23 protein-coding genes are annotated in these 22,874 nt (G+C 46.9%); 10 read left to right on the forward strand and 13 right to left on the reverse strand.

Annotation, left to right across the window (positions count from 1 at the left end; translation table 11 throughout):
* The first annotated feature begins 4 nt into the window (after nucleotides 1–4).
* The gene (gene nth / locus LMJ53_RS00215) at nucleotides 5–664 is read left to right on the forward strand and encodes an endonuclease III (RefSeq protein ID WP_226750055.1); all 660 of its coding nucleotides are present in this window, start codon (nucleotides 5–7) and stop codon (nucleotides 662–664) included.
* 141 nt (nucleotides 665–805) lie between these two features.
* On the opposite strand, the gene LMJ53_RS00220 is transcribed toward nth, so the two are convergent.
* Nucleotides 806–1,204 (reverse strand): MerR family transcriptional regulator, encoded by a 399-nt coding sequence (locus LMJ53_RS00220; protein ID WP_229584245.1) that lies wholly within the window; start codon nucleotides 1,202–1,204, stop codon nucleotides 806–808.
* A gap of 120 nt (nucleotides 1,205–1,324) precedes the next feature.
* Between LMJ53_RS00220 and LMJ53_RS00225 the strand changes: the two genes are divergently transcribed.
* On the forward strand, nucleotides 1,325–3,496 hold the full coding sequence (locus tag LMJ53_RS00225; RefSeq protein WP_229584246.1) for a TonB-dependent receptor plug domain-containing protein: 2,172 nt from the start codon (nucleotides 1,325–1,327) through the stop codon (nucleotides 3,494–3,496).
* A gap of 221 nt (nucleotides 3,497–3,717) precedes the next feature.
* Nucleotides 3,718–4,119 carry a lactoylglutathione lyase gene (gene gloA / locus LMJ53_RS00230; RefSeq protein WP_229584247.1) on the forward strand — a complete coding sequence of 134 codons (402 nt, stop codon included), beginning with the start codon at nucleotides 3,718–3,720 and terminating at the stop codon, nucleotides 4,117–4,119.
* A gap of 55 nt (nucleotides 4,120–4,174) precedes the next feature.
* Here gloA and LMJ53_RS00235 read toward each other — a convergent pair whose 3' ends face one another.
* The 6 genes from LMJ53_RS00235 to LMJ53_RS00260 all read right to left on the reverse strand — a co-directional run bounded on the left by LMJ53_RS00235 (nucleotide 4,175) and on the right by LMJ53_RS00260 (nucleotide 9,235).
* Complete coding sequence (locus tag LMJ53_RS00235; RefSeq protein WP_229584248.1) at nucleotides 4,175–5,014, reverse strand: substrate-binding periplasmic protein; 840 nt, start codon at nucleotides 5,012–5,014, stop codon at nucleotides 4,175–4,177.
* A gap of 45 nt (nucleotides 5,015–5,059) precedes the next feature.
* The gene (locus LMJ53_RS00240; RefSeq protein WP_229584249.1) at nucleotides 5,060–5,950 is read right to left on the reverse strand and encodes an aspartoacylase; all 891 of its coding nucleotides are present in this window, start codon (nucleotides 5,948–5,950) and stop codon (nucleotides 5,060–5,062) included.
* Nucleotides 5,951–6,110: 160 nt separating this feature from the next.
* Complete coding sequence (locus LMJ53_RS00245) at nucleotides 6,111–6,326, reverse strand: bacterioferritin-associated ferredoxin (RefSeq protein ID WP_229584250.1); 216 nt, start codon at nucleotides 6,324–6,326, stop codon at nucleotides 6,111–6,113.
* Between the two features lie 75 nt (nucleotides 6,327–6,401).
* A complete protein-coding gene (locus LMJ53_RS00250) occupies nucleotides 6,402–7,604 on the reverse strand; it encodes an ABC transporter permease (RefSeq protein WP_229584251.1) in 1,203 nt (400 codons plus the stop codon).
* A complete protein-coding gene (locus LMJ53_RS00255) occupies nucleotides 7,604–8,404 on the reverse strand; it encodes an ATP-binding cassette domain-containing protein (protein WP_229584252.1) in 801 nt (266 codons plus the stop codon). The genes LMJ53_RS00250 and LMJ53_RS00255 overlap by 1 nt, the downstream gene beginning before the upstream one ends.
* Before the next feature lie 9 nt (nucleotides 8,405–8,413).
* Entirely contained in the window at nucleotides 8,414–9,235 is an 822-nt protein-coding gene (locus LMJ53_RS00260) for a DUF3025 domain-containing protein (RefSeq protein ID WP_229584253.1), read from the reverse strand.
* A gap of 163 nt (nucleotides 9,236–9,398) precedes the next feature.
* Between LMJ53_RS00260 and asnB the strand changes: the two genes are divergently transcribed.
* Complete coding sequence (asnB, locus tag LMJ53_RS00265; protein ID WP_226750065.1) at nucleotides 9,399–11,063, forward strand: asparagine synthase B; 1,665 nt, start codon at nucleotides 9,399–9,401, stop codon at nucleotides 11,061–11,063.
* A gap of 260 nt (nucleotides 11,064–11,323) precedes the next feature.
* Here asnB and secF read toward each other — a convergent pair whose 3' ends face one another.
* The 3 genes from secF to LMJ53_RS00280 all read right to left on the reverse strand — a co-directional run bounded on the left by secF (nucleotide 11,324) and on the right by LMJ53_RS00280 (nucleotide 14,660).
* The gene (secF, locus tag LMJ53_RS00270; RefSeq protein WP_229584254.1) at nucleotides 11,324–12,268 is read right to left on the reverse strand and encodes a protein translocase subunit SecF; all 945 of its coding nucleotides are present in this window, start codon (nucleotides 12,266–12,268) and stop codon (nucleotides 11,324–11,326) included.
* Nucleotides 12,269–12,278: 10 nt separating this feature from the next.
* Nucleotides 12,279–14,132 carry a protein translocase subunit SecD gene (secD, locus tag LMJ53_RS00275; RefSeq protein WP_229584255.1) on the reverse strand — a complete coding sequence of 618 codons (1,854 nt, stop codon included), beginning with the start codon at nucleotides 14,130–14,132 and terminating at the stop codon, nucleotides 12,279–12,281.
* A 210-nt stretch (nucleotides 14,133–14,342) separates the two neighbouring features.
* Entirely contained in the window at nucleotides 14,343–14,660 is a 318-nt protein-coding gene (locus LMJ53_RS00280) for a hypothetical protein (protein ID WP_229584256.1), read from the reverse strand.
* 222 nt (nucleotides 14,661–14,882) lie between these two features.
* Here LMJ53_RS00280 and LMJ53_RS00285 point away from each other — a divergent pair, with 222 nt between their 5' ends.
* The 6 genes from LMJ53_RS00285 to LMJ53_RS00310 all read left to right on the forward strand — a co-directional run bounded on the left by LMJ53_RS00285 (nucleotide 14,883) and on the right by LMJ53_RS00310 (nucleotide 20,248).
* Nucleotides 14,883–15,167, forward strand: a complete 285-nt coding sequence (locus LMJ53_RS00285) for a J domain-containing protein (RefSeq protein ID WP_229584257.1) — start codon at nucleotides 14,883–14,885, stop codon at nucleotides 15,165–15,167.
* Between the two features lie 7 nt (nucleotides 15,168–15,174).
* A complete protein-coding gene (gene atcA / locus LMJ53_RS00290) occupies nucleotides 15,175–15,720 on the forward strand; it encodes a cold adaptation protein AtcA (protein ID WP_229584258.1) in 546 nt (181 codons plus the stop codon).
* 2 nt (nucleotides 15,721–15,722) lie between these two features.
* Nucleotides 15,723–16,487: a cold adaptation protein AtcB gene (gene atcB, locus LMJ53_RS00295; protein WP_229584259.1), complete on the forward strand. Its 765-nt coding sequence runs from the start codon at nucleotides 15,723–15,725 to the stop codon at nucleotides 16,485–16,487.
* A gap of 11 nt (nucleotides 16,488–16,498) precedes the next feature.
* Complete coding sequence (gene atcC / locus LMJ53_RS00300) at nucleotides 16,499–17,395, forward strand: cold adaptation protein AtcC (protein WP_229584260.1); 897 nt, start codon at nucleotides 16,499–16,501, stop codon at nucleotides 17,393–17,395.
* Nucleotides 17,396–17,486: 91 nt separating this feature from the next.
* Complete coding sequence (locus LMJ53_RS00305) at nucleotides 17,487–18,344, forward strand: PA4780 family RIO1-like protein kinase (protein ID WP_226750073.1); 858 nt, start codon at nucleotides 17,487–17,489, stop codon at nucleotides 18,342–18,344.
* 386 nt (nucleotides 18,345–18,730) lie between these two features.
* Nucleotides 18,731–20,248, forward strand: coding sequence for a DUF3360 family protein (locus LMJ53_RS00310; RefSeq protein WP_229584261.1), 1,518 nt, complete (start codon nucleotides 18,731–18,733; stop codon nucleotides 20,246–20,248).
* A gap of 178 nt (nucleotides 20,249–20,426) precedes the next feature.
* Here LMJ53_RS00310 and LMJ53_RS00315 read toward each other — a convergent pair whose 3' ends face one another.
* The 3 genes from LMJ53_RS00315 to LMJ53_RS00325 are packed head-to-tail and all read right to left on the reverse strand — an operon-like array spanning nucleotide 20,427 to nucleotide 22,816.
* Entirely contained in the window at nucleotides 20,427–20,714 is a 288-nt protein-coding gene (locus LMJ53_RS00315; RefSeq protein WP_229584262.1) for a hypothetical protein, read from the reverse strand.
* 45 nt (nucleotides 20,715–20,759) lie between these two features.
* Nucleotides 20,760–21,929, reverse strand: coding sequence for a vWA domain-containing protein (locus tag LMJ53_RS00320; protein ID WP_229584263.1), 1,170 nt, complete (start codon nucleotides 21,927–21,929; stop codon nucleotides 20,760–20,762).
* 44 nt (nucleotides 21,930–21,973) lie between these two features.
* Entirely contained in the window at nucleotides 21,974–22,816 is an 843-nt protein-coding gene (locus LMJ53_RS00325; RefSeq protein ID WP_226750075.1) for an AAA family ATPase, read from the reverse strand.
* Nucleotides 22,817–22,874: the final 58 nt, after the last annotated feature.

Here is a 22,874-nt window from a genome sequence, read left to right on the forward strand (position 1 = left end):
TAGTATGAATAAACAAAAACGTATTGCCATGCTCACTCGGCTGCGCGAGGCCAATCCGCATCCGAAGACCGAACTTGAATACAGTTCACCCTTTGAGCTCCTTATCGCGGTATTGCTGTCGGCACAGGCGACCGATGTTGGCGTCAATAAAGCCACACGGCAGTTATTTCCAGTCGCACGCACCGCACAAGCCATGCTTGATCTGAATGTTGAGGGCGTAAAGCACTATATTAAAACCATCGGCTTGTTTAATACCAAAGCAGAAAATGTCATTAAAACCTGTCGTATTTTGGTTGAGCAGCATGGTGGTGAAGTACCGCAAAACCGCGCGGCCTTAGAAGCACTGCCAGGGGTGGGTCGCAAAACAGCCAATGTGGTGCTTAATACCGGTTTTGGTTTACTGAAAGACAACGAAGGCCATTATTTTATCGCGGTTGATACGCATATTCAGCGGGTTGCTAATCGCACCGGCTATGCCAAAGGCAACACCGTTGAGGCCACTGAACAGAGCATTATAAAAAACACCCCGCAAAAATCTGAATTTATGTTTGATCTGCATCACTGGTTGATCTTGCATGGTCGCTACACCTGCACCGCCAGAAAACCTCGCTGTGGTTCTTGTATTATTGAAGACCTTTGTGACTTCAAACAAAAAACAGAATAAGCATTAATGCCGCTGAGTTTAGTGTTTAGCATCATGCGCTTTGCTGACATCAACACACCATGAATCATCCCATAGGCTCAATGTCGGCCATTCAGGCTGCGCCAACTCCCTAGCAAGCTGTGATGCGAGCGCTCAGTCAGATCATGCCCCGTCAGTGGCGCGCAGGCTTTGCAAAATGCAGCAGTCTTGGATCTGTTCACTACGACACGAGGTGACCAGTGCCTCTAGGGTATGTGCTAACTTTGCTAGCTCGCGCTGAGTTTGTCGCACTCTGGCCAGCTGTTCGCTAATAATGCTATCAACGGTGGCACATGACGCCTCAGGATCTCGCTGCACGCTAACCAACTGCTTGATATCGTCAATTGAGATATTCAACTCTCGACAACGACGGATAAAAACCAGTGTTTCTATATCTGCTGAATGGTAATACCGATAACCATTGGCCTGCCGTACCGCTGTACTCAACAGGCCAATACTTTCATAGTAGCGAATGGTTTTTGCTGGGACCTGGCTGGCTTCGGCCAGTTCACTAATTTTCATCTTGACCTTCCAGTAACGGTAAGCTTTAAGCTGCAAGCTATCACAGCACAAGCTAATTTCAATAAAGCCGGTAATATTCTTGCAAAAATAGTCGTTTTTCTCGTTAGATAAGGGGATTAAATGTCCAAAATGACACCTGCAACCCTGTTGCTGTTATCGCTCAGTGTTCACGGTATTAGTTACGCAGCACAAACCGCTGCTGTTACAGCAGAGCATAATGCCCGTCAGCAGCCGCAATCAGTTAAGCCTACAGCCCACCCAGAGACGGCGCTGGATCAACACGCTGACGAACACGATGACAGCCATGCAGCTGAACATGCAGACGAGCACCATGACAGCCATGCAGCTGAACATGCAGCTGAACATGAAGACGAGCATGAGCATGCCGACTCGCATACGGATGAGCATGATCATCACGAGCATATTGAAAAAATCGTGGTACAGGCGACTCGCAGCGGACGCATTGCCGATGAGCAACCGATCCGTGTTGAGCTGATCAACCGTGAAGAAATTGAAGAAAAAGCGGCTATGCGCCCTGGCAATATCTCCATGCTGGTTGCCGAAACAGGCGGTGTGCGCGTGCAAACGACGTCACCTGCGCTGGGCAGTGCCAATATCCGCTTGCAAGGACTATATGGCCGTTATACCCAACTGTTAGCCGATGGTTTACCGCTTTATGGCAATCAGGCCTCTTCGATTGGCCTGTTGCAAATACCACCAACGGATCTAAAACGTGTCGAAATTATTAAAGGCTCGGCCTCGTCTTTGTATGGCGGTTCAGCCATGGGAGGCGTGATTAATCTAGTCTCAAGAACCCCAGGGGATACACTTCAAGGTGAAGTATTATTAAATGCCACCAGCCGCGATGGCCAAGATATTACCAGCTACATTGAGACGCCACTGACAGCACGTCTGCAAGGTTCGATAACTGCCGGCGCACACCATCAGGCCAGCACCGATGTGGATCAAGACGGCTGGATTGATCTGGCCGGTTATGAACGTTATACCGCAAGGCCCAGGCTTTACTGGCAAGGTGAACAGGGGGCCACGCTATATGGCACGCTAGGCGTGATGTCTGAAAAACGTCAAGGCGGCACCATGCCCGGCAGCAGTGTCAGTGATGGCAACCCTTTTAACCAAAGCCAAGACTCCGAGCGACTGGATGGCGGCGTTGTCTTTAACCTGCCGGTGTTTGATAACCTGATCCTAAATAGCCGTGGCTCAGTCATGCAGCAACAACATTTACATCAATTTGGCGTGGTGCTAGAAGAGGATCAGCATGAGAGTTATTTGCTTGAATCCAGCCTCGCTGGCTACACGGCAAACAGTGACTGGGTGATAGGTGCCGCTTATCAAGCAGAGCAATTCACATCGCAAACCTTTCAACAATTTGATTATCACTACAGAGTGCCGGGGTTATTTTCTCAATTTGATTATGCGTTTAATGCGTTAATGAGTACCTCGTTAAGCGCCCGCCTGGAAAATCACAGTGAGTTTGGTCAGCAATTCAGCCCGAGAGTCTCACTGTTATATCGCCCTGGCGATCTCACGGTTCGCGCGTCTTATGGCCGAGGCTACTTTGCCCCAACCCCTTTTGTCGAAGAGATTGATGCCGCCGGTTTATCCAGACTCGAAACCATTGATAATCTACAGGCCGAAACCGCGCAAACGGCGTCTTTGGATGTTACCTACAGCCATGAAAACATTGAAAGTAGCATCACGCTATTCGCGGCCAATATTGATGATGCTATTGGTTTAGCGCCGATAGCCACGGGCAATGATGGCGTGTTCAATGGCGTACGCTTAGTTAATAATACGGGCGCCAGTAAAATCCGCGGCTCAGAGTTACTGCTGCGTTACTACTGGCAAGATATCAAGTTAACCGCCAGTTACCTCTATCTTGATGCCACCGAGCTCGCAGCAGATACCCTACAACAGCGCGAAATTGCACTAACACCCGAGCATTCAGCAGGCTTTGTCGCCATGTGGGAGCAACATGGTCGTTTCAGAGCGGGCTTTGAAGCCTACTATACGGGAGTACAACGCTTAAACGACAACCCCTTCACTGATTATTCAACGCCCTATTGGCACCTGGGCTTAATGGGAGAAATCACCGTGGGCCAATTTAGCTGGTTTGTGAATTTAGAAAACCTGCTCGATGTGAAACAAACCGATCAACACCCGATGATCTTACCAAACCGAGCCGCGAGCGGTCAGTGGACAACGGATATTTGGTCGCGTAACGATGGCTTTATTGTTAATGCCGGCGTTAGGGTAAAGTTTAACGGTTAACCGTTAAAACGCCTTGCGGTGTTTCTGCAAGGCGTTTTAACCTTAAGCGCTACCAGCACAACACAGATGGGCAGCCTAGCGAATAGCGGTCTTTTCATATAACAGAATATGTTACTATCTGCAGTGCTTTGCCATAGCGCATCCGTGCGATGATGCTGTCGACATTTAGGCAAGCATACAGTTTTAAGAACATTGCAAGCAAACACAGCAAAGGGGTCATCATGCGAATTTTACATACCATGCTACGCGTTGGAAATTTAGAACGGTCAATCGCCTTTTATACCGAGGTGCTGGGCATGAGATTATTACGCCAATCCGAAAACAGTGAATATCGCTATACGCTGGCGTTTGTTGGTTATGGCGATGAGAAAAGTGATGCCGTTTTAGAGCTGACCTACAACTGGGGTGTTGACAGCTATGAGTTGGGTGGCGCTTTTGGTCATATTGCCTTGGAAGTAGAAGATGTTTATGCCGCCTGCGACAAGATCCGCGCTAAAGGGGGTGTGATTAGCCGCGAGCCAGGCCCCGTAAAAGGTGGCACAACAGAAATCGCATTTGTGCGCGATCCCGACAATTACGCTATTGAGTTAATTCAGAAAAAAGCCAGTTACGATACGTTGTAAGGTTTAACCTGAAAACTCGACACTTAGCGGCTGAACGTTAAGTGTCGAGCAAGCATTAGGATGCCGTGTTTGGCGACTTACCGGCTAATTGCTCAAGCTTTTCAATCACGCGCGCTGGGTAATTTGATTGATAAAATCGACGTAAGGTGCCATCGCGATACAATTGTTCTAATTGTTGCTGCCACAACGCAATTTCACTGTCAGAAAAATCCAAAGAAAACGCCATATACAACGCCACTTCATTGAGAGGAATAAGCGGCACTAAACGCAGTTGTGGCTCTTCGTACATGTCGCCACGTCGAAAACCATTCATGGGCGTGACATCGGCGCGCCCTAATCTGAGCATATCTAAACAATCTGTCTGCGTTTTCATTAAGACCAAATTGGTATCTTCAGAAAAGCCTAGAGTCGCTAAGATCGGTAAGTAAGAGGCGCCACGATAACCGCAGGCAACATAATTTTTACTGATCTGCTCTGCATTCATGCCCTTTAGTTTCGGTGGGCCATATAGCTGCATGTCGAAATACATAATAGGGCCGACCCATTTAAATAATGGTTCGCGCTCGGCATTACGCACGGTTTCGAACAAAATACTGCGCGGTGTATGCTGAGCCCGTTGCATCGCTCGCGCCCATGGCATTAAATAAAACACCCTTTCTTTGCCAACACGTTCGGCTAAGATATTCATCAAATCGATAGTTGGCCCGATGACGTCACCATGGCTATCAAGTTGCACACCGGGGTAGCTCGTTTCAGTTAAGAACACCACTGAACTTTGACATTGTTTGCTTTGACAACCAAGTGCCGAGGCAGGCGCACAGGCAACCCCCAACACTAACCACAAGCCAAGTGCTCGAACACGCCGTAAAGTACTATGACTAACAGATAAGCTCATAAACATCCTATGTTTAAAGGCGAACTCGTTTAGCGCACGCCTTTTTTATTCCAATTCTATAATGACTTTTTCATTTAATGACATCGCCAAATTATTATCATAATAAGCCGCTTCATTAATAAAGGTAGGATAAACTACATTTTCACCTTCATAAAGTACTTCAGTACCATCAAACAAGGTGAAGATTGGATCGCCTGGGTTAATCGGTTGATAATCACGATCTTGCACATTTTTATGCACCATACCAATGCGCTCCCCCGCCGCATTCATTGGTAACTTAATCGAATATAAGTAACGAAACGCGTCGGTTTTTTTCGGTAAGACTGGCAAGTTATCCTGATTGTAAAGCTCAACAAAATCAAGAATGTGCTGCACCATTGTTTGCATTAACTCTAACACATCCTGGCGTAAAACCGATTGTGGCTGTGGCCCTACTTCGACCAACACGCCGTAACGGCCTAAGGTACACATTAAAGCGTGCTCTTCTGCCGCGAAATGATCTTCATCACGCGAAATTATCGCTTCTGGCATGTTCATTTTAACGTAGGCCGCCATTTTATTATAAAAAGGCCCGGCTTGCGTCAAAATCAAACAAGCGCCCATATTACTGGTGGTGTTGTGTAAATCGATCAGCAGATCGGTGCGCGCAGCGCCTTTGGGACCTAACTGGGCGTTTAACACTTTAGCTCGGCTTTGTTCGTAATCGGTAAGTTCAGGGTTTGCCAGATCCACGTTTTTAAATTGTCGATTTAAGTCACTGTGCAAATAGCGCTTATTCGCAGCATAAGCCGCAGGATTAGCCCAGACCGTTTCAGTTGTAAAACTGGTACGACGGCAGCGCTCAGGCTCAGCTTGATAGTGTTTCACCAAGTAGATCCCTGAAAACTCATTACCATGTACACCACCGACGATGGCAACCTGCTTAATCTTATCCATTAACTGCTCCAAAGCGTTCGACTTACCTTCACAAAACCACGTTTACTATACAGCAACGCCTTACAGGCCTCTGTATGAGCAAGATTGAGCTATTATGCTGGGCTTTGCGACGGAATGAAAATAGAAATGTGGCGATAAGCGGAATTAATTGTGTACGAACTTAAGCAGCCGGTTTTGCTAACTTATCGATAATATCGGCACTCGGTTGTTGCTTCACCAGTTCATTATGCAGCAACTGTGCAGCCTGACACAGACATTTACCACACTGAGAGCCTACCCCCAGCTGATTTTTGAGTGCGCGCATTGAATCGGCACCTTCAGCAATAGCCTGCTTAATGGCTTTGTCAGATACCGCTTTGCAAACACAAATGAACATGGCGTGATCTCCGTTCTGGACACCACGCCATATTAATACTATTGCGAATCGTTATCAATAGCTTTTAGTTGTCATTTAACGAAACAGCACTTTTTCTTGTTGGAACCAGTGCACACAAAAGGCAATTAATGCCGCAGCTAACAGTACTGTCGCACCAAAAATCAGCGCAATCATACTGGTTTCCGCCGTACCTTTAATCAACTCTTTAATGGCTAACGCGACATTCATTACCGGAATAAAAGCGGTTTTCGCATTTAACTCAACACCTGGCATCATGGCGGCAGCAAGAGGAACAAACATCAAAATACTGAGCGGGCTCATATAGTTTTGCGCTTCTTTAAAGGTTTTGGCATAAATCGAGATCGCCAATAATAAAGAGGCAAAGATGGCCGACGTTGGTACGATCATCATAAAAATTAACAATAACTCTGGTACAGAAATCGCTCCCATCGCCTCTTTGACCACTGAAAAACCGGCAAAAGAGCCTATCACCGCGCCCCATATACCGAAGCTGGCCACCGTGATCAGTGCCCCCGCCAAGCCTGTCGTCAGCACCGTAGCAAATTTACCCAATACAATGGCAGTGCGGCTAATCGGACAAATTAACAAGGTTTCCAGCGTACCCCGCTCTTTCTCCCCCGCGCCCATGTCAATCGCCGGATAAGACGCGCCGAGCAAGCACAACGGGATCAAAATATAAGCCACTAAGGCCCCAAATTTTTCACCCAGGTTTTCACGTTTCGCTGCTGTATCCAGTTTTTCAACCGACACGGGTTTTAAAATCGCAGTCAGCTTTTCAGGATCAACACCCAGTGCACTTAAGGATTGACGTTGTAAGGTGCCGGTATAATTTTCAAGCATTTCATTAAAATAACGAGACATAAAGTCTAACTGGCTAGCTTGGTTATAAATAAGCTGCCATTGGCTTTGCTCAACAGCTTGTTGTTTTGCTTGAAAATCAGCAGGGATCACCACGGCTACGTCAAAATCACCGGCACGAATAGCCGCGATCAACGCTTCAGGCTCGGTCAATGAGGTTGTCACCTGCTTAAAGTTTTTATGATAAAACAACGCTTGGGTAAACTCAGGAGCTTGCTGCTCGTTAATAATGACGTAGCGATGTTGCTCTTGCATGGCTTTATTGGTGGTTGAAGATAACACCAAGCCCATAATGCCGAAGATCACCGGGAAAATAAAAATTGGCAGTAGGATCACGAAAATTAATGTTTTTTTATCCCGCATTAATTCCGTAAGTTCTTTCAGATAAACTTGCCACATTAGACGGCTCCTTGTACTGCAGGTTGTTGCTGTAAGACAGATAAAAAGGCCTGACGTAAATCGCCCGTGGCACTTAAGGCACTAAATTGTGCCAAAGCACCCGAAAAGCTGCTGATCCCTTTATCAATGACCACCACACGATCACACAAACTCGCCACTTCATCTAAGTGGTGAGTAGAGAAAATCACTGGGATCCCTGTCGTTTTTAACGACTGAATAAAATCTAATACCGTTTGCACGGTCATGATGTCTAAACCTGTGGTCGGCTCATCGAAAATCACCACTTTGGGGGAATGAACTACCGCCCGCGCTATCGCCGTTTTTTGTTTCATACCGGTAGACATATTATCGGCACGCCGATTGGCAAAATCGTGCATGTTCAGCAAAGTAAACAGCTCATCAATGCGCTTTTTAATGGCCGCATCAGACATACCATGTAATTTGGCAAAATAAGCAATATTTTCATAGGCGGTTAATTTGCCATATAAGCCGGTATCCGCTGATAAAAAACCAATTAACTTACGCGCTTTTACGGGTTCTTTTAACACATCCACACCGTTAATCAACACCGCACCCGCATCAGGTTTTAAAGCCGTTGACAGCATCCGTAACGTCGTGGTTTTACCCGCGCCATTCGGGCCAAGCAAGCCTAACACTTCACCCTGACCACAGGTAAAACTGACATCACGTACCGAATGAAAGACTTTATTACTGTAGCGAACATCCTGTTTCTCTGTATCAGATAACTTATTGCCTTTACTTAACGTAAAGCCCTTGGCAAGTTGTTTTATTTCTATCATCTAACAGTCCTATTGTTGAGTCTTGCGTGGACGAAAATACTCCGTATTGGCATAAAAAACCTCTGCATTATTATCAGCATACCAACCGGGTAAGCCTAATAACGGCAAAGGTGTAAGCTGGTCATTATTAAGCAGTTGCCCAGTGTTAGCAATTTGTTGAGAGAGTTTTTCATCGAGAAAAGTGTAACGATCTGTTAAAGCCCATTGGCTAAAACCGGTAGGCACATCAATAAACCAGGTTTTCGCGGTTAAGCCGATAAAGGGTTGAGTGGCCATTTCATAAATAGCATGGCCGAAAATCACTGGCACGATAGCGTGCTGCCAATCGTGGCGCTGCTGCCAAAAACTGCGCCGCCAAGCATGTTGTTGTAACCACTGACGATGTGCCTGAGCGCTCGGCTCCAGCGCAATCAGCACACCACATTCATCCAGCAAGGTTAATTTGTTGCGAATTTTACTGCGCTGCTGTTGTCCATGTATGGCCATTTCGCTGATGTGCAGCTGGTTGATCTGACGTTTGGTTTTAGGAAACAACCCCCAAATTAAACCGCCAAACAGATCATGCCAATTTTCAGCACGGGTCGGAATGTGCGACGTCGCAAAAATAAAAGCTTCGTAGTAACGTCCGTCAGCTTGCAACAGCGCATCGTCCACCAAGCGATAATCGCTTTGGCCCAACCAATGATTAAGTTGCACTAAGGTTGGCCAGTTGTTAAGTTCGGTCAGTGGAAACAACTGACACAACTCGCTGAAGATCGGGTTAGTGCTTAAATACTGCGCCGACCAGTTGGCGGGGGCGTTAAAGCGGTTTTTTGCTGATTTTTTATTCATAAGCTTTCACATTTGACGAGAGTGGTTATTTTTTGGACTATTAAAGGAAATAAACCAAAAAGCACTTGCAATTTAACGCTAGCATGGCACATTCAACGGGTACGTATAGACGTACATACTGCCAAAACTTATTGTGTTATTAATTTGATTATCAGAGGTTATCATGTGTTCGATATTTGGGGTGCTTGACATCAAGACAGATGTTAAAGCATTGCGCCAACAAGCGCTGCAGTTATCTAAGTTATTACGTCATCGTGGTCCTGACTGGTCAGGCATTTGGAACGATGATAATGCTATTCTGGTGCATGAGCGCCTAGCGATTGTAGATACTGAAAATGGTGCCCAACCTCTCATTAATACCGAGCGAAATCACATTCTGGCAGTGAATGGTGAGATCTACAATCATAAAGCACTCGAAAAAACCTTGAGTACGCCCTATCCGTTTAAAACAAAATCGGATTGTGAAGTGATCTTACCGTTGTATTTAGAGCACGGTGCTGAATTTATTGATCAGCTGCACGGCATGTTTGCCTTTATTTTGTATGATGCTGAACAGCAACGCTATTTAATTGCGCGTGATCATATGGGCATTATTCCGTTGTATTACGGTTATGACGAACATGGTCAGCTATTTGTCGCCTCAGAGTTAAAAGCGCTGGTACCGGTTTGTAAGCAAATCAAAGAATTCCCGCCAGGCCATTATTTTGATAGCAAAATTGGTGAACTGCGTCAGTACTATCAACGCGATTGGCAAAGTTTCGATGCGGTTAAAGATAACCCTGCCAATGAAACTGAGCTGCGCGAAGCGCTTGAGCACAGCGTAAAAACCCACCTGATGTCAGACGTCCCTTATGGAGTGTTGTTATCCGGCGGTTTAGACTCGTCCTTAATTTCAGCTATTGCTCAGCAATTTGCTAAGCGCCGTGTCGAAGATGATGATCAATCTGAAGCGTGGTGGCCCCGTTTACACTCTTTTGCCGTCGGTTTACCCGGCTCGCCTGATCTGATTGCCGCCCAAAAAGTAGCAGATGCCATTGGTACTGTGCATCACACGGTGCACTTTAGCGTGCAAGAGGCATTAGACTCGCTGCGTGATGTGGTTTATCACCTAGAAACCTATGATGTGACCACGATCCGTGCTTCCACACCGATGTATCTGATGGCTCGTAAAATTAAAGCCATGGGCATTAAAATGGTGTTATCTGGCGAAGGCTCGGATGAACTGTTTGGTGGTTATTTATATTTCCATAAAGCGCCGAATGCCAAAGAGTTCCATGAAGAAACACTGCGTAAATTAGATCGTTTACATTTGTTCGATTGTAATCGTGCTAACAAAGCCATGTCGGCTTGGGGTATTGAAGCGCGTGTGCCGTTCCTAGATAAAGAATTTATGGATGTGGCTATGCGCTTAAACCCACAAGCGAAAATGTGCGGTGGTGGCAAAATGGAGAAACACATTTTACGCCATGCATTTGAGGGTTTACTGCCTAATGAAATTTTATGGCGGCAAAAAGAGCAATTCTCGGACGGCGTCGGTTACAACTGGATTGACAGCTTAAAAGCGCATGCCGCAAAAGAAGTGTCTGATCAGCAGATGGCCACCGCCAGCTTCCGCTTCCCGGTCAACACGCCAGATAGCAAAGAAGCCTATTACTACCGGGTGATCTTTGAAGAGCATTTCCCACATGCAGGTGCCATCTCTTGTGTGCCAGGCGGTAAGTCTGTCGCTTGTTCCACACCAGAAGCCTTAGCTTGGGATGCCAAAATGGCTGAAATGACCGATCCTTCGGGCCGGGCGGTTCGAGATGTTCACGCACAAGGTTATTAAGCCATCGCGTTTTTTAGCTATAAAAGTTGCCTGAAAAAGCGCAACCGCTATACAGTACACTTTTATTGTAGTGGCACAGTAACTCTGTTGAAAAGGACTCAGGTCCTTTTCAACTGAGCGACTCCCCCCCTCAATAGCGTGCTGATACCCTTGGTTGCTTTAAAGAGCACCGCTCATATCCGATGACCGGTGCTATTTTCTGCCCTATTCAGCCTAGTATGCTGAACGTCAAATGATTAACGACCTACCCTTAAGCACTTTTATAGTGGCAAATCATTCGAGGCGCCTTCTTTCTCAATCACGGGCACCAGCAAATCTTCCCGCGTTAAACCCAACACTAAAGCGATGGCACTGGCCACATAAACTGACGAATAGGTGCCGACCAAAATACCGAACAACAACGCCGTTGCAAAACCATGGATCAGTGCACCTCCCATATAAAACAGTACCAGTAACACCAATAGCGTAGTTAACGAGGTAATAACCGTACGGTTTAAGGTGGTGGTAATGGCATGGTTAATGGTTTCTTCCGCGCTACTATCACGCAGTTTGCGAAAGCTCTCGCGAATGCGATCAAATACCACAATCGTATCGTTGATTGAATAACCAATCAGCGCCAATACCGCCGCTAAAACCGTCAGATCAAACTCTAACTGCAATAATGAAAATAAACCCAGCGTTAAAATTACATCGTGCCCTAAAGCCAAAACGGCCCCAAGTGACAAGCGCCATTCAAAGCGCAGGGTGACATAGAGTAAAATACCTAATAAGGCGACTAGCAACGCTAAGCTCCCATCTTGCTTTAAGCCCGCGCCAACACTTGGCCCCACAAACTCAATGCGCTGCAAACTGATCAAAGGATCAATCTGCTGCGTTAACGCGCCTAATACCGTGTTGCCCAACTGTGTTTGTGCAAGCCCCTGCTGCAACGGAATACGGATTAACACATCCTGACTACTGCCAAACAATTGCACAACAGCATCGGCATAACCGGCACCGGCCAAGACCTCGCGCACTTGCACCAAATTAGCGGCTTGCTGAAATGCCACTTCAATCACTGTACCGCCAGTAAAATCTAAACCCCAATTTAAACCACGCGTGGCTAATAGCATCAACGAGCTAAGCACCAGCAGCACTGACACACTCACGGCCAGCCATTTATAGCGCATAAAATTAGCCGGTTGTGTAAAGTTAAATACTTGCATCAAATACCCCTTAAATAGACAGTGACTGCACACGGCGGCCACCCCAAATCATGTTAACGAGCAGGCGAGTACACAGCACTGCAGTAAAAATCGAGGTTAAGATCCCCAGCGCCAACGTAATAGCAAAACCTTTCACCGGGCCGGTGCCAATGCCAAACAGAATTAATGCCACTAACAAGGTGGTAATATTGGAATCGGCAATGGTGGCAAAGGCGCGATCATAGCCTTCATGAATAGCCTGTTGCACAGAGCGCCCTGCGCTGAGCTCTTCTCTGATCCGCTCAAAGATCAACACATTGGCATCCACTGCCATGCCAACGGTTAACACTATGCCGGCCATGCCGGGCAAACTTAGGGTGGCGCCTGGGATCATCGACAATAACCCCACCAGCAACACCACATTGGCGAGCAAAGCAACATTCGCGACCAAACCAAAGCCTTTGTAATACACCAGCATAAACAACAACACGGCCAGCATGCCAAAAGAGATGGCTTGCATACCAAGCTTAATATTTTCTTGGCCTAAACTAGGGCCGATGCTGCGTTCTTCTAAGATTTGGATCGGTGCGATTAAGGCGCCCGCGCGTAATAACGACGCCAGCTGTTGAGCTTCAGCAGACGAGCTTAAACCGGTAATTTGAAAACTATGGCCAAGGCGCATACGAATGGTGGCATCATTTATCACCTCTTGCTGTTTAATCAGCACGGCACTGCCATCCTCAGCACGCTCGGCACTGGCTTTGTATTCAACAAACACCGACGCCATGCGCCGCCCGGTGGCGTTTTTAGTGCCTGCCGATAGCAATTCGCCACCCTGTGCATCCAACATAATACTGACTTGCGGCATGCCATATTCATCGTAGCCAGAGCTGGCATCGGTGATCCGATCCCCGGTCAGCATAATACGTTTTTCAAGTAAAATGGGCTGCCCGTCACGGGTTTGGAATAGCTCAGCATCGGCGGGTACGCGACCGGCGAGCGCAGCGGCTAAATCAGCTTGAGTGTTCACCAGGCGAAACTCTAACGAAGCCGTCGCCCCTAAAATCTCTTTGGCTTGCGCGGTATCTTGCACACCGGGTAATTGCACAATAATCCGATCGGCACCTTGGCGCTGCACAATCGGCTCGGCCACACCAATTTCGTTTACCCGATTACGCAAAATCGTTATATTTTGCTCCAGCGCCTCTTCACGCAGCGCTTTTAATTGCAGCTCTGACAGTTGCAACAGCAAAGTAACACCATCATCGGCACGACTGAGCAACCACTGTCGATCTCGTTTTGACAGCAGTGATTCTAACGAGGCTAAATCAGCAGCACTTCGCAGTGCAATCTGCAGTTGAGCATCAGTTGGATCGGCTTGCACGCTGCGATAACGGATATCGGCTTGCCGCATTTCCACACGCAGTCGTTGCTGCAAATCATTCATGTGTTTTTGCTGTGCCGCTTGCATATCCACCGCTAACAAAAAATGCACGCCACCGCGTAAGTCTAAACCCAACTTCATTGGCGTCGCACCAATCCGGGCTAACCACGCGGGCGTGGCAGGCGCTAAACTCAAGGCCGTAACATAATTATGATCAAGTGTTTTGTTGAACAGCGTTTGCGCTTGTAACTGTGCTTCGGTATCAGCAAAACGTAACAGTACTTGACCATCTTGTAATTGCAGGGCTTTAACGGGGATATTCGCTTGTTGCAGCGTTTGGCTTAACTGCGCCTGAGTTTGTTCGCTGATTTTCGCGCCACGGGTTGCACTGATACTCAGTGCCGGATCGGCTGGATACAGATTAGGCAGTGCATAAATCAGTGCCAACAGCAGCAAACTGATCACCATGCATACCTGCCAAGTTGCATTCTTGTTTAGCATAGCGGCTCCTTGCTAACAGGCGCATCAACATGCCGACACACTTGAAGTAACAGCGGGGTAAATAATATAAAAAGCACAGGCAATAACGCTTTGCCAGGCATAAGCGCAATATCAATAAAAACCATATTTTCCTCTCACACCAAAGCGCTTCTTGGCTTTGGTTAAGCTATCTTAAACAGTGCGACGAACCACAATGGGTCGCGCCATAATCTAAATGCTGAGGAACAAAGGGGGGGCGCGTGCTTGCGCAGATGAAAATAAGCGGTTGGCCAACACCGCTAAGCGCTGCGTCAGCGCAACAACGGTACTAAGATGCCCTTGCCCAAGGTTGCGACTAAGCAGGGCAACATCAGGCTGATCGGGTTCTTCATCCGCTTCGTTAGCTAAAAACTGCGGCAGTGCCACAGGCACCGCTTGCAACTGGCTGTCTATCTGCGGCAATACTCTAACGTCATACACCGCAGACGAATGCGGTGTGCAAAGTACCGTTAGATACAACAGAATGATTAAACCGCTAAACCAGCGCATAACACCTCGATGCAGAGAAAAACCTGTTACGACGCTTAAAAGTGCAGTGTAAACGTAACATAGGCCTGCATATGATGCGGCTAAATAGCGCATTACTCAAGTGGCTAAACTTAATAAAGTGGAATTGCATAATGCGCTGCCAACACTGCATCAGATCTGCTATGATTTGCGGCTATAATTTACTGTTTAACCCCCTAGTCGCCGTCTGTACAGGATAACAACATGATTAATCACTTTCGGGTACTGGGCGTAAAGTCTAATGCCAGTGATGACGAGATTAAAAAAGCGTATCGCCGCTTAGCCAATAAGTTTCACCCCGATAAACTACACGGTTTATCAGAAGAAGAATTGCAGCAAGCCGCCAATCAATTACAACGGGTCAAAACAGCCTATGAAGTGCTGGGAAATCCGAAGTTACGTAGCGCCTTCTTAAAAGATTTTAATAACGTTATTGTTACCGATCCTGCAGCCGCAATGCGTGAGCTGTGGGACGAATATTACGCCTGAGGCCATCATGAGCAGCAAATTAAACTTGGCACGGATCCGCGCCTTACAAACCGACGCCGGTGAAAATATAGATTCGTATAGCGACCCAGAAAATCCGAAAGCGCTTGAGCAATTTACTAGCAAAATGAAAGCCGTATTACTAGCTGATCCTGAAATGCTTGAGTCGGTACCAGAGTATTTACCGATGGCGCTTTATGGCCGCGTTAAGTTCCCCCCTGCCGCGGCAGCAAAATGGCAGCAATGGTTAAGCGCCGCTAAAAAGCCCAGTTGGGAAGAGTTTAAAGTGTCTGTCGCCTTTAATAATGCGGATTTGCCCTTGGTAAAAGCCATTCGTGATTATTCTGAAACGATGTTAATTGAAGCCTGTGCCGCACTGTATTTACTAACGCAAAATGTGGCCATACCCAAAGGCCACGCGGCTGATGACAGCGATGATGAACAAGAAGACGCACCCTATGGTTTTGGTGGTGATGACGAACACGATGACGACGATAGCGATGAAGAAGGCTACGACGATCAATATGATGAAATCCGCTTTAACCGGGAGGGCTGAGAGTGAGTACTGATTTAATTGCTATTGCTGCAGCAGAAATAAAAGAATTAGCGCTAGTCGAACCAAAACAAGCCAGTAAGCGTTTTGAGATTATTGCCAACACCATGAGCGATCAACAACTGGTTGATGTGATTGAGCAAATTGATATTGTTACGCTAACACAAATGAACAGCCAGCATGACTTATCGTTCCCGTCGATTATTTCTGAGCTGATGACGCCAGAGAAGATCCGCGATATTGTGTGTCAGCAACCCTTGTATTGGGAAGAAAAAATCAAAAACAATGCGGAAGATCTGAAACAGCATACCTTTGATTTTTTAACTTACCTGATCCGCACCCAAGATAACGAAGAGAAGCAGGCCGAGATTTTAGAGTGTATTGCTGAAGATCCCGCCGGCTTGTTCTATTTATCCATTCCTTTTATCGAAATTTATCGCGGTGAAATTCTAGAGTATGAAAACTACTGGGAAGATAAGCTGTATGAAGATGAAGAACATTTAGAAGAGGCCGAAAGCTTCACTGAACGCCAGCTTGCCGAAGATGCCCACAATATTGGCTATGATGATCCGAAGAGCTTATTGGCGCTGATCCGCCAATTAACTCCTAAGGTAGAAACAGCCATTAAAGCGCTGATCCGCAATGAAAAATCTGGCTGGGAAGGTATTATCAATAAATTTGCTACCGAGTTGGTGATGCAAGCTAAAGAGAAAAACCAAGCTGAAGACGAATTTAGCGAAGTCGACGATATGTTTAGCTTTTTGGATTAGGGATAATTTTCATGCAGTTAGTGGTGCGGGATAGCCAGCAAGGCCCCTTTTTAACGCAGGTGATTCGACACGCGCAAGCGGCAGAACAATTAAATGCCGCTGAATTAGCGCAAATTAAAAGCAAAGCCGTGTTGATGAGCCTAAAGTTTGCTGACAAGTTCTATAACAAATACAAGATGCACCTGTTAGAACAAGCCGCTTACGATGTCATCGGCATTGTCAGTCTGGGCCTGATGGCATTAAGCGATAAAGATCAAGTACGGGCTCTCCAGCTCTTATTAGCGCCTGAAGGTTTGGTTAAACCGTTTCAAAAAGGCTGGCACATGCTCAGCACTGTGCATCGTAAAACCTCAGGCAAGAGTTCCTTATATGGCGAGGTTGATGAACAATTGCTGTCACAAGTGTCTTGTCCGCCAGATGCGGAAGAGTGGCAAGGTTGGCCAGCCTATCAACAAGCCTTGACCGAGCATCATCGTTTTCAGGCGATGCAGCTATTACGACAACAGTTTTATCAACGGCAACAATTTGATGAATTCGAGCATTTTAGCTTAGAAGAAGTGTTGGCTGAGATTGTGCTCTATCGTGCTTTGACCGGTGGTGGTCAAGTAAAGCAAGATTTAAAACGTCGGCTACGCGAAATTGACTTTGCCGAGCATTGGTTTAATGATGCTTACCTGATGTTACAAACCGAAGCGGTATTAGCTGAATTGCCCGCTGAAAACGCCAGTGCGATCCGCCAGGATCTGGGCCAGCATTTTCATCCTGCCTTACAGCGTACCTTGTTGTTTTGCCGTGAATATCAAAAACAGCAACGGTTAGACGCATCGCCAGAAAAACTCGATGCCTTTGAACATAAACACGGTTTAACCAGCCCACTGCTAGGTTGGCCACATTATTTAGATTTGTAACCTCCCGTTGGCAATATGCTGCTGCAACCGCAGCCTATTGCCATGGTTCGGCTTAACCTTTGGCACTTCGCCAATTTACTATAGGGGTGTTATGAAAACACCAAAACGCATCCAACCTTTAATTGATGAAGGTATTATCGATGAAGTATTACGGCCATTGATGAGCGGCAAAGAAGCCTCTGTCTATGTCGTTCGTTGCGGTAACGCCATTCGATGTGCCAAAGTGTATAAGGATGCTAGCCAACGCAGTTTTAAAAAAGCGGTACAGTATCAAGAGGGCCGCAAAGTGCGCAGCTCACGCCGCGCTCGCGCCATGGAAAAAGGTTCAAGCTTTGGCCGTGAGCAACAAGAAGAAAGCTGGCAACATGCCGAAGTGGATGCTTTATATAAGTTAGCCGATGCCGGAGTACGCGTACCTGAGCCTTACGGTTGTTATGATGGCATCTTGCTGATGGAATTAATTTTAGACGAAGATGGCGATGTCGCGCCGCGTTTAAATGATATTACGTTAGAACCCGAGCAAGCCAAACGCGATCACAAAACCATGATGCAACATATTTTGCGCATGTTAGCCGCAGGTTTGGTGCATGGCGATCTCTCTGAATTTAATGTACTGCAAGATCCTACTGGCCCGGTCATTATTGACTTACCTCAAGCAGTGGATGCGGCAGCCAATAACAACGCTCAGTGGATGTTAAGCCGAGACGTGAATAATATTACCCAATATTATGGGCAATTTGCGCCAGAGCTATTAAACACAAAATATGCTAAAGAAATCTGGGCCTTATTTGAAGCCGGTAACCTGAATCCTGACACTGAACTGACCGGTGAATTTGCCGAAGATGAACAGTTAGCCGATATCGATGCAGTGCTCGATGAAATTAACGCCGCTTATAATGAGATGCAAGAACGTAAAGCGCGCAATGCGGCGGCAGAGCAAGACGATTAGCCACAAAATCAGCGTTGCTTTTTCACCTCTTTCATAACGGACAGCGCATGTCCGTTTTTTTCACCTTGTGCGGGTCAGCAAAGATTCGCCCATCCACATCACGGCCCTGACTCGCTGTCATGCTTTAGCTGACGGCTTTCTTGCTAAGATAAAACCTTCACACATCACACACAACAACCTGCCCTCGCGTCAGCATCAACGCAGCAGAAAAACCACACTCACCTTAACGGTATTACACTAAAACCGCATAAATTTCTGTCAACCTCGACCTTTGACTAATAACAATTTTCTGACGGCTGCTTTATTCTGCTGCCTCAACATGTAATTGCTTATAAAAAAAGCCGTGATTTTAATTTTTTAGTAGCAACTATGTTGCCGGGGATAACATGAACACCAAGCCTGAAGATGACAGCTTGTCTGCAGCTGCACAGGTAACGACGGAGCACGCCGTTACTGATAGCTACCAAAATTTACACAAACCCAGTTCTGAGTTCAGTAGCCGTGAAGCGTACCTCGAGCATGAACTGCAAATTATGCAGCCAAAACGTTGGCGGCCTAATTTACCGTTTCGAGATTATCGATTCGAGTTTGAAGATACCATCCCAGCAATGGCCGCCACCATCGGTAAAGTCGTTATGGTGGCCGCCATTGCTGCGACCTTTGCCAATGCATTAGGTTTAGGCGATGCGTTTATTCTTGAGAACGTACGTTACGAACTCTTAATCGTTTCGGTATTTATTCTGTTATTTTCCGGTTTTATTTTACCCACCGCTAACTTAGCCGGCACCCATGGCCCACTGATCCCGTTGATCCCGATTGTTGTCGCAACAGGCGGTCACCCGATGGCCTTTGGTCTGTTAATTGGCGCTTTTGGTTTAATTTTAGCGCTCAGTAAAGGTGGTAGCTTATTGGCACGACTGACCAGTAAAGGCGTTTGTGGCGGCTTACTGCTGTACCTCGGCTTTATAGGTACCACCTCGCAGGTAAAAAAATTGTTCGTTTGGGCAGAAGGGATCGAAAAAACGCATATCGCCTTTGTGGTCATCCTATCGACCATATTGCTCTATGCGTTCTTAGAACATTTTAAGAAACGCTGGTTAGCCGTGCCCTTAAGCTGCTTTTTAGGGGGCGCGATGGCCTTTGCTCTTGGCGCGCCTTTTGAGTTTCATACGGCACCGGGCTTACCTAATATGAACCCGATGTACTGGTGGGGTGACAACACCGGCTGGATGCTAGGTTTACCCACAATAGAAAGCTTTGTGGTGGTTCTGCCTTTTGCCATCCTTGCCGTAGCCATGTGGTCACCTGACTTTTTAGGTCATCAAGTGTTTCAAAAAATCAGTTACCCACAACGGACTGAAAAAGTATTAATGAACATTGATGACACCATGTTAAGCGCTTCAGCCAGACAAACCTTTGGCTCATTGCTCGGCGGGGCTAACTTTGCGTCTTCTTGGGGAACCTATATTGTTCCTGCCGCTATTGCTAAACGCCCTATCCCCGCAGGTGCTATCCTCACCGCGCTATTTTGTATTATTGCAGGGATCTGGGGTTACCCGATGGATCTGGCCATTTGGCAACCGGTATTGTGTGTCGCCTTAATTGTTGGGGTGTTTATTCCCCTGTTAGAGGCGGGCATGGAAATGACCCGTGAAGGTAAAACCACTCAATCCGCAGCCATTGTGGTCTTTGCTTCAACCTTGGTTAATCCCGCTTTTGGTTGGTCATTAACCATTCTGTTGGACAACTTAGGCTTAATTGGCTGTAAAGAACGTAGCGCTGAGTTAACCCATATGAGCCGTTGGATCATCCCACTGGTGATGTTTATCGTGTTAACTACGGTGATGGCGATTGTCGGTATGCTACCGGGGATCCCCGCGCTGATGCCGAGCTTCCGGCAGTAAAGCCACTGTCATATAGGTTCACTGTTTAGTAAAGCATACCCCCTAAAAAACCCGCTAAGGCGATAAACGTCTTAGCGGGTTTGCAACATGACATCATAATGTTAAAGTGTTACGACGAGTCACCCCTCGCCATTGGCAAAAAATGTCTTTAAGTCATTCGTGTTGAAAGAAATGCTCATTACTTTGCTCGAAATCGTTTTAGATACCAAATCGACAAAGGAATTTCGAGGATCAGATAACATGCCAGCGTAAACCAAAACCAGTTAAGGTGCAGACCAGCCAACTCAAACACTTGCTCTGTTTGCCAATACTTGGTACCCACGATGCCAAGCGCGATGACGGTAGTTAAGCCATCCAATAACGCCACTTTTTTTAGATCAGCGCCAGCCACTCTGGGGTATAACCAAAAGTAGGCCAGTAACAACAATACTGTAGTCAGTAGAATAACACTGAGTTCCGCGCTCATCCGGATACTCCTATTAAGCGGCGCCAATAGCTATGGCCGTTGCGCTTAGCTAAGGCTTTTAATGGCATCAGATAAACCGGTAAGGGTTAACGGAAACATACGCTGCTGCATAATGCTTTGCATCAGACTGATGGAATGATAATGCCCCCACCATGCCAGCGGCTGCGGATTTAACCACGCCGCTTTGGGGTATTGTTGCAGCAAACGGTTTAACCACACTCGCCCCGGCTCGGCATTCCAGTGTTCAACACTGCCGCCAGGATAGTCAATTTCATAAGGGCCCATGGTGGCATCCCCAACAAAAATCAGCTTGTAATCACTACCGTAAGTGTGGATCACATCAAGCACTGAGGTTTGTTCGGTAAACCGTCGGCTATTATCACGCCAGACACCTTCATATACGCAATTATGAAAGTAAAAAAACTCCAGATGCTTAAACTCGGTTTTCACGGCCGAAAAGAGTTGCTGACAAAGCGTGATATGATCATCCATCGAGCCACCCACATCAAAAAACATGAGTACCTTGATGGCATTATGTCGCTCGGGTACAAAGCGCAGATCCAGATAACCGCCCTGCTCTGAGGTGGCTTGAATGGTGCCGTTTAAATCCAATTCCGTCGCCGCACCACTGCGGGCAAAGCGCCGTAACTGACGTAGCGCCAACTTAATACTGCGATTATTGAGCTCAGTATTGCTGTCTAAATCTTTAAACTCGCGTTTATCCCACACTTTTACCGCGCGGCGCGCACCACTGCCTTGTTGGCCAATGCGCACGCCTTCTGGGTTAAAGCCATAAGCGCCAAACGGCGAGGTACCACCGGTGCCGATCCACTTATTGCCGCCAGCATGGCGTTTTTGCTGCTCGGCCAAACGCTCACGCAACTGCGCCATTAAGGCCTCTAAACTGCCCAGCCCTTTTAACGCCGCTTTATCTTCCGCTGATAACTGACGAATAATATCCGGGATGAGCCATTCATCAGGAATGCTGCTGGCTAGATCGACCGCCGCGACCCCTTCAAAATACTCAGCAAAGGCACGGTCAAACTTGTCATACTGACTCTCGTCTTTCACCATGATTAAACGCGCCAGCTGATAAAAGGCTTCGCTATCGGCGAAAATCACCTGCTGCGCTAGCGCGTTGAGTAAATCCAGCAGCTCAGTAATACTGACTTTTAAGCCGTATTTGCGCAGGGTGAAAAAAAACTCAATCAGCATAACAACACACGATGGCAGTCGATAAAACACTTAACGGGCACATTCTAGCGCCCCCGCTTAGCAATAAACGCCAGTTTTTCAACCAACTGCACATCTTGCTCGTTTTTTAAAAGCGCGCCGAACATCGGCATTAAGCCGCCCTGCTGCTGTTTCTGTTGCAACACTTCGGCTGGAATTTGCTCGGCTAACAATAATTTTAACCAGTCAAGTAGCTCGGAGGTAGACGGCTTTTTCTTTAAACCCGGTAGCTCACGTAACTCGAAAAACACCTCAAGTGCGGTACTGAGTAATTGCTGACGAATAGTCGGAAAATGCACCGCCACAATCTCGCGTAACACCTCGGCATCAGGAAAGCGAATGTAATGAAAGAAGCAGCGCCTGAGAAACGCATCCGGCAACTCTTTTTCATTATTGGAGGTAATAATCACAATCGGCCGCTGCTCAGCGCTGATATGCTCACCGGTTTCATGCACATAAAACGCCATCCGATCCAACTCATGCAACAAATCATTCGGAAACTCGATGTCGGCTTTATCAATTTCATCAATCAACAACACAGGTCGTTTTGCCGCAGTAAAGGCCTGCCACAGTTTGCCCGGTTTAATATAATTGGCAATATGTTGCACTTTTTCACTGCCTAGTTGGCTATCACGCAAGCGTGACACGGCATCATATTCATATAAGCCCTGTTGCGCTTTGGTGGTGGACTTAATATGCCACTGAATTAGCTCAGTGCCCAAACTCTCGGCAAGCTCTTCGGCCAGACGTGTTTTACCGGTGCCCGGTTCGCCTTTAATTAATAAGGGTTTTTCTAGGATAACAGCGGCATTAACCGCCAGTGCCAGCTCGGCAGACACGATGTAGTTTTCGGTACTTTGAAAGGCCATACAGGCTCCGTGCTTAGTGAAAAAACTGATATATGTTATAGCAAATTGCTACTTTAAT

Origin of the sequence: Rheinheimera sp. UJ51 (assembly GCF_020819615.1) — a bacterium.
Lineage (GTDB): Bacteria > Pseudomonadota > Gammaproteobacteria > Enterobacterales > Alteromonadaceae > Alishewanella > Alishewanella maricola.

Excerpts from the sequence above, each read along its gene's own strand:
- LMJ53_RS00320 (WP_229584263.1), bottom strand. The coding sequence starts at position 21,929 with ATGCTGATTGAGTTTTTTTTCACCCTGCGCAAATACGGCTTAAAAGTC.
- nth (WP_226750055.1), top strand. The coding sequence starts at position 5 with ATGAATAAACAAAAACGTATTGCCATGCTCACTCGGCTGCGCGAGGCC.
- atcC (WP_229584260.1), top strand. The coding sequence starts at position 16,499 with ATGCAGTTAGTGGTGCGGGATAGCCAGCAAGGCCCCTTTTTAACGCAG.
- atcA (WP_229584258.1), top strand. The coding sequence starts at position 15,175 with ATGAGCAGCAAATTAAACTTGGCACGGATCCGCGCCTTACAAACCGAC.
- LMJ53_RS00285 (WP_229584257.1), top strand. The coding sequence starts at position 14,883 with ATGATTAATCACTTTCGGGTACTGGGCGTAAAGTCTAATGCCAGTGAT.
- asnB (WP_226750065.1), top strand. The coding sequence starts at position 9,399 with ATGTGTTCGATATTTGGGGTGCTTGACATCAAGACAGATGTTAAAGCA.
- secF (WP_229584254.1), bottom strand. The coding sequence starts at position 12,268 with ATGCAAGTATTTAACTTTACACAACCGGCTAATTTTATGCGCTATAAA.
- LMJ53_RS00260 (WP_229584253.1), bottom strand. The coding sequence starts at position 9,235 with ATGAATAAAAAATCAGCAAAAAACCGCTTTAACGCCCCCGCCAACTGG.
- LMJ53_RS00310 (WP_229584261.1), top strand. The coding sequence starts at position 18,731 with ATGAACACCAAGCCTGAAGATGACAGCTTGTCTGCAGCTGCACAGGTA.
- LMJ53_RS00240 (WP_229584249.1), bottom strand. The coding sequence starts at position 5,950 with ATGGATAAGATTAAGCAGGTTGCCATCGTCGGTGGTGTACATGGTAAT.
- LMJ53_RS00315 (WP_229584262.1), bottom strand. The coding sequence starts at position 20,714 with ATGAGCGCGGAACTCAGTGTTATTCTACTGACTACAGTATTGTTGTTA.
- LMJ53_RS00220 (WP_229584245.1), bottom strand. The coding sequence starts at position 1,204 with ATGAAAATTAGTGAACTGGCCGAAGCCAGCCAGGTCCCAGCAAAAACC.
- gloA (WP_229584247.1), top strand. The coding sequence starts at position 3,718 with ATGCGAATTTTACATACCATGCTACGCGTTGGAAATTTAGAACGGTCA.
- LMJ53_RS00250 (WP_229584251.1), bottom strand. The coding sequence starts at position 7,604 with ATGTGGCAAGTTTATCTGAAAGAACTTACGGAATTAATGCGGGATAAA.
- LMJ53_RS00325 (WP_226750075.1), bottom strand. The coding sequence starts at position 22,816 with ATGGCCTTTCAAAGTACCGAAAACTACATCGTGTCTGCCGAGCTGGCA.
- LMJ53_RS00255 (WP_229584252.1), bottom strand. The coding sequence starts at position 8,404 with ATGATAGAAATAAAACAACTTGCCAAGGGCTTTACGTTAAGTAAAGGC.
- secD (WP_229584255.1), bottom strand. The coding sequence starts at position 14,132 with ATGCTAAACAAGAATGCAACTTGGCAGGTATGCATGGTGATCAGTTTG.
- LMJ53_RS00305 (WP_226750073.1), top strand. The coding sequence starts at position 17,487 with ATGAAAACACCAAAACGCATCCAACCTTTAATTGATGAAGGTATTATC.
- LMJ53_RS00235 (WP_229584248.1), bottom strand. The coding sequence starts at position 5,014 with ATGAGCTTATCTGTTAGTCATAGTACTTTACGGCGTGTTCGAGCACTT.
- LMJ53_RS00245 (WP_229584250.1), bottom strand. The coding sequence starts at position 6,326 with ATGTTCATTTGTGTTTGCAAAGCGGTATCTGACAAAGCCATTAAGCAG.
- LMJ53_RS00225 (WP_229584246.1), top strand. The coding sequence starts at position 1,325 with ATGTCCAAAATGACACCTGCAACCCTGTTGCTGTTATCGCTCAGTGTT.
- LMJ53_RS00280 (WP_229584256.1), bottom strand. The coding sequence starts at position 14,660 with ATGCGCTGGTTTAGCGGTTTAATCATTCTGTTGTATCTAACGGTACTT.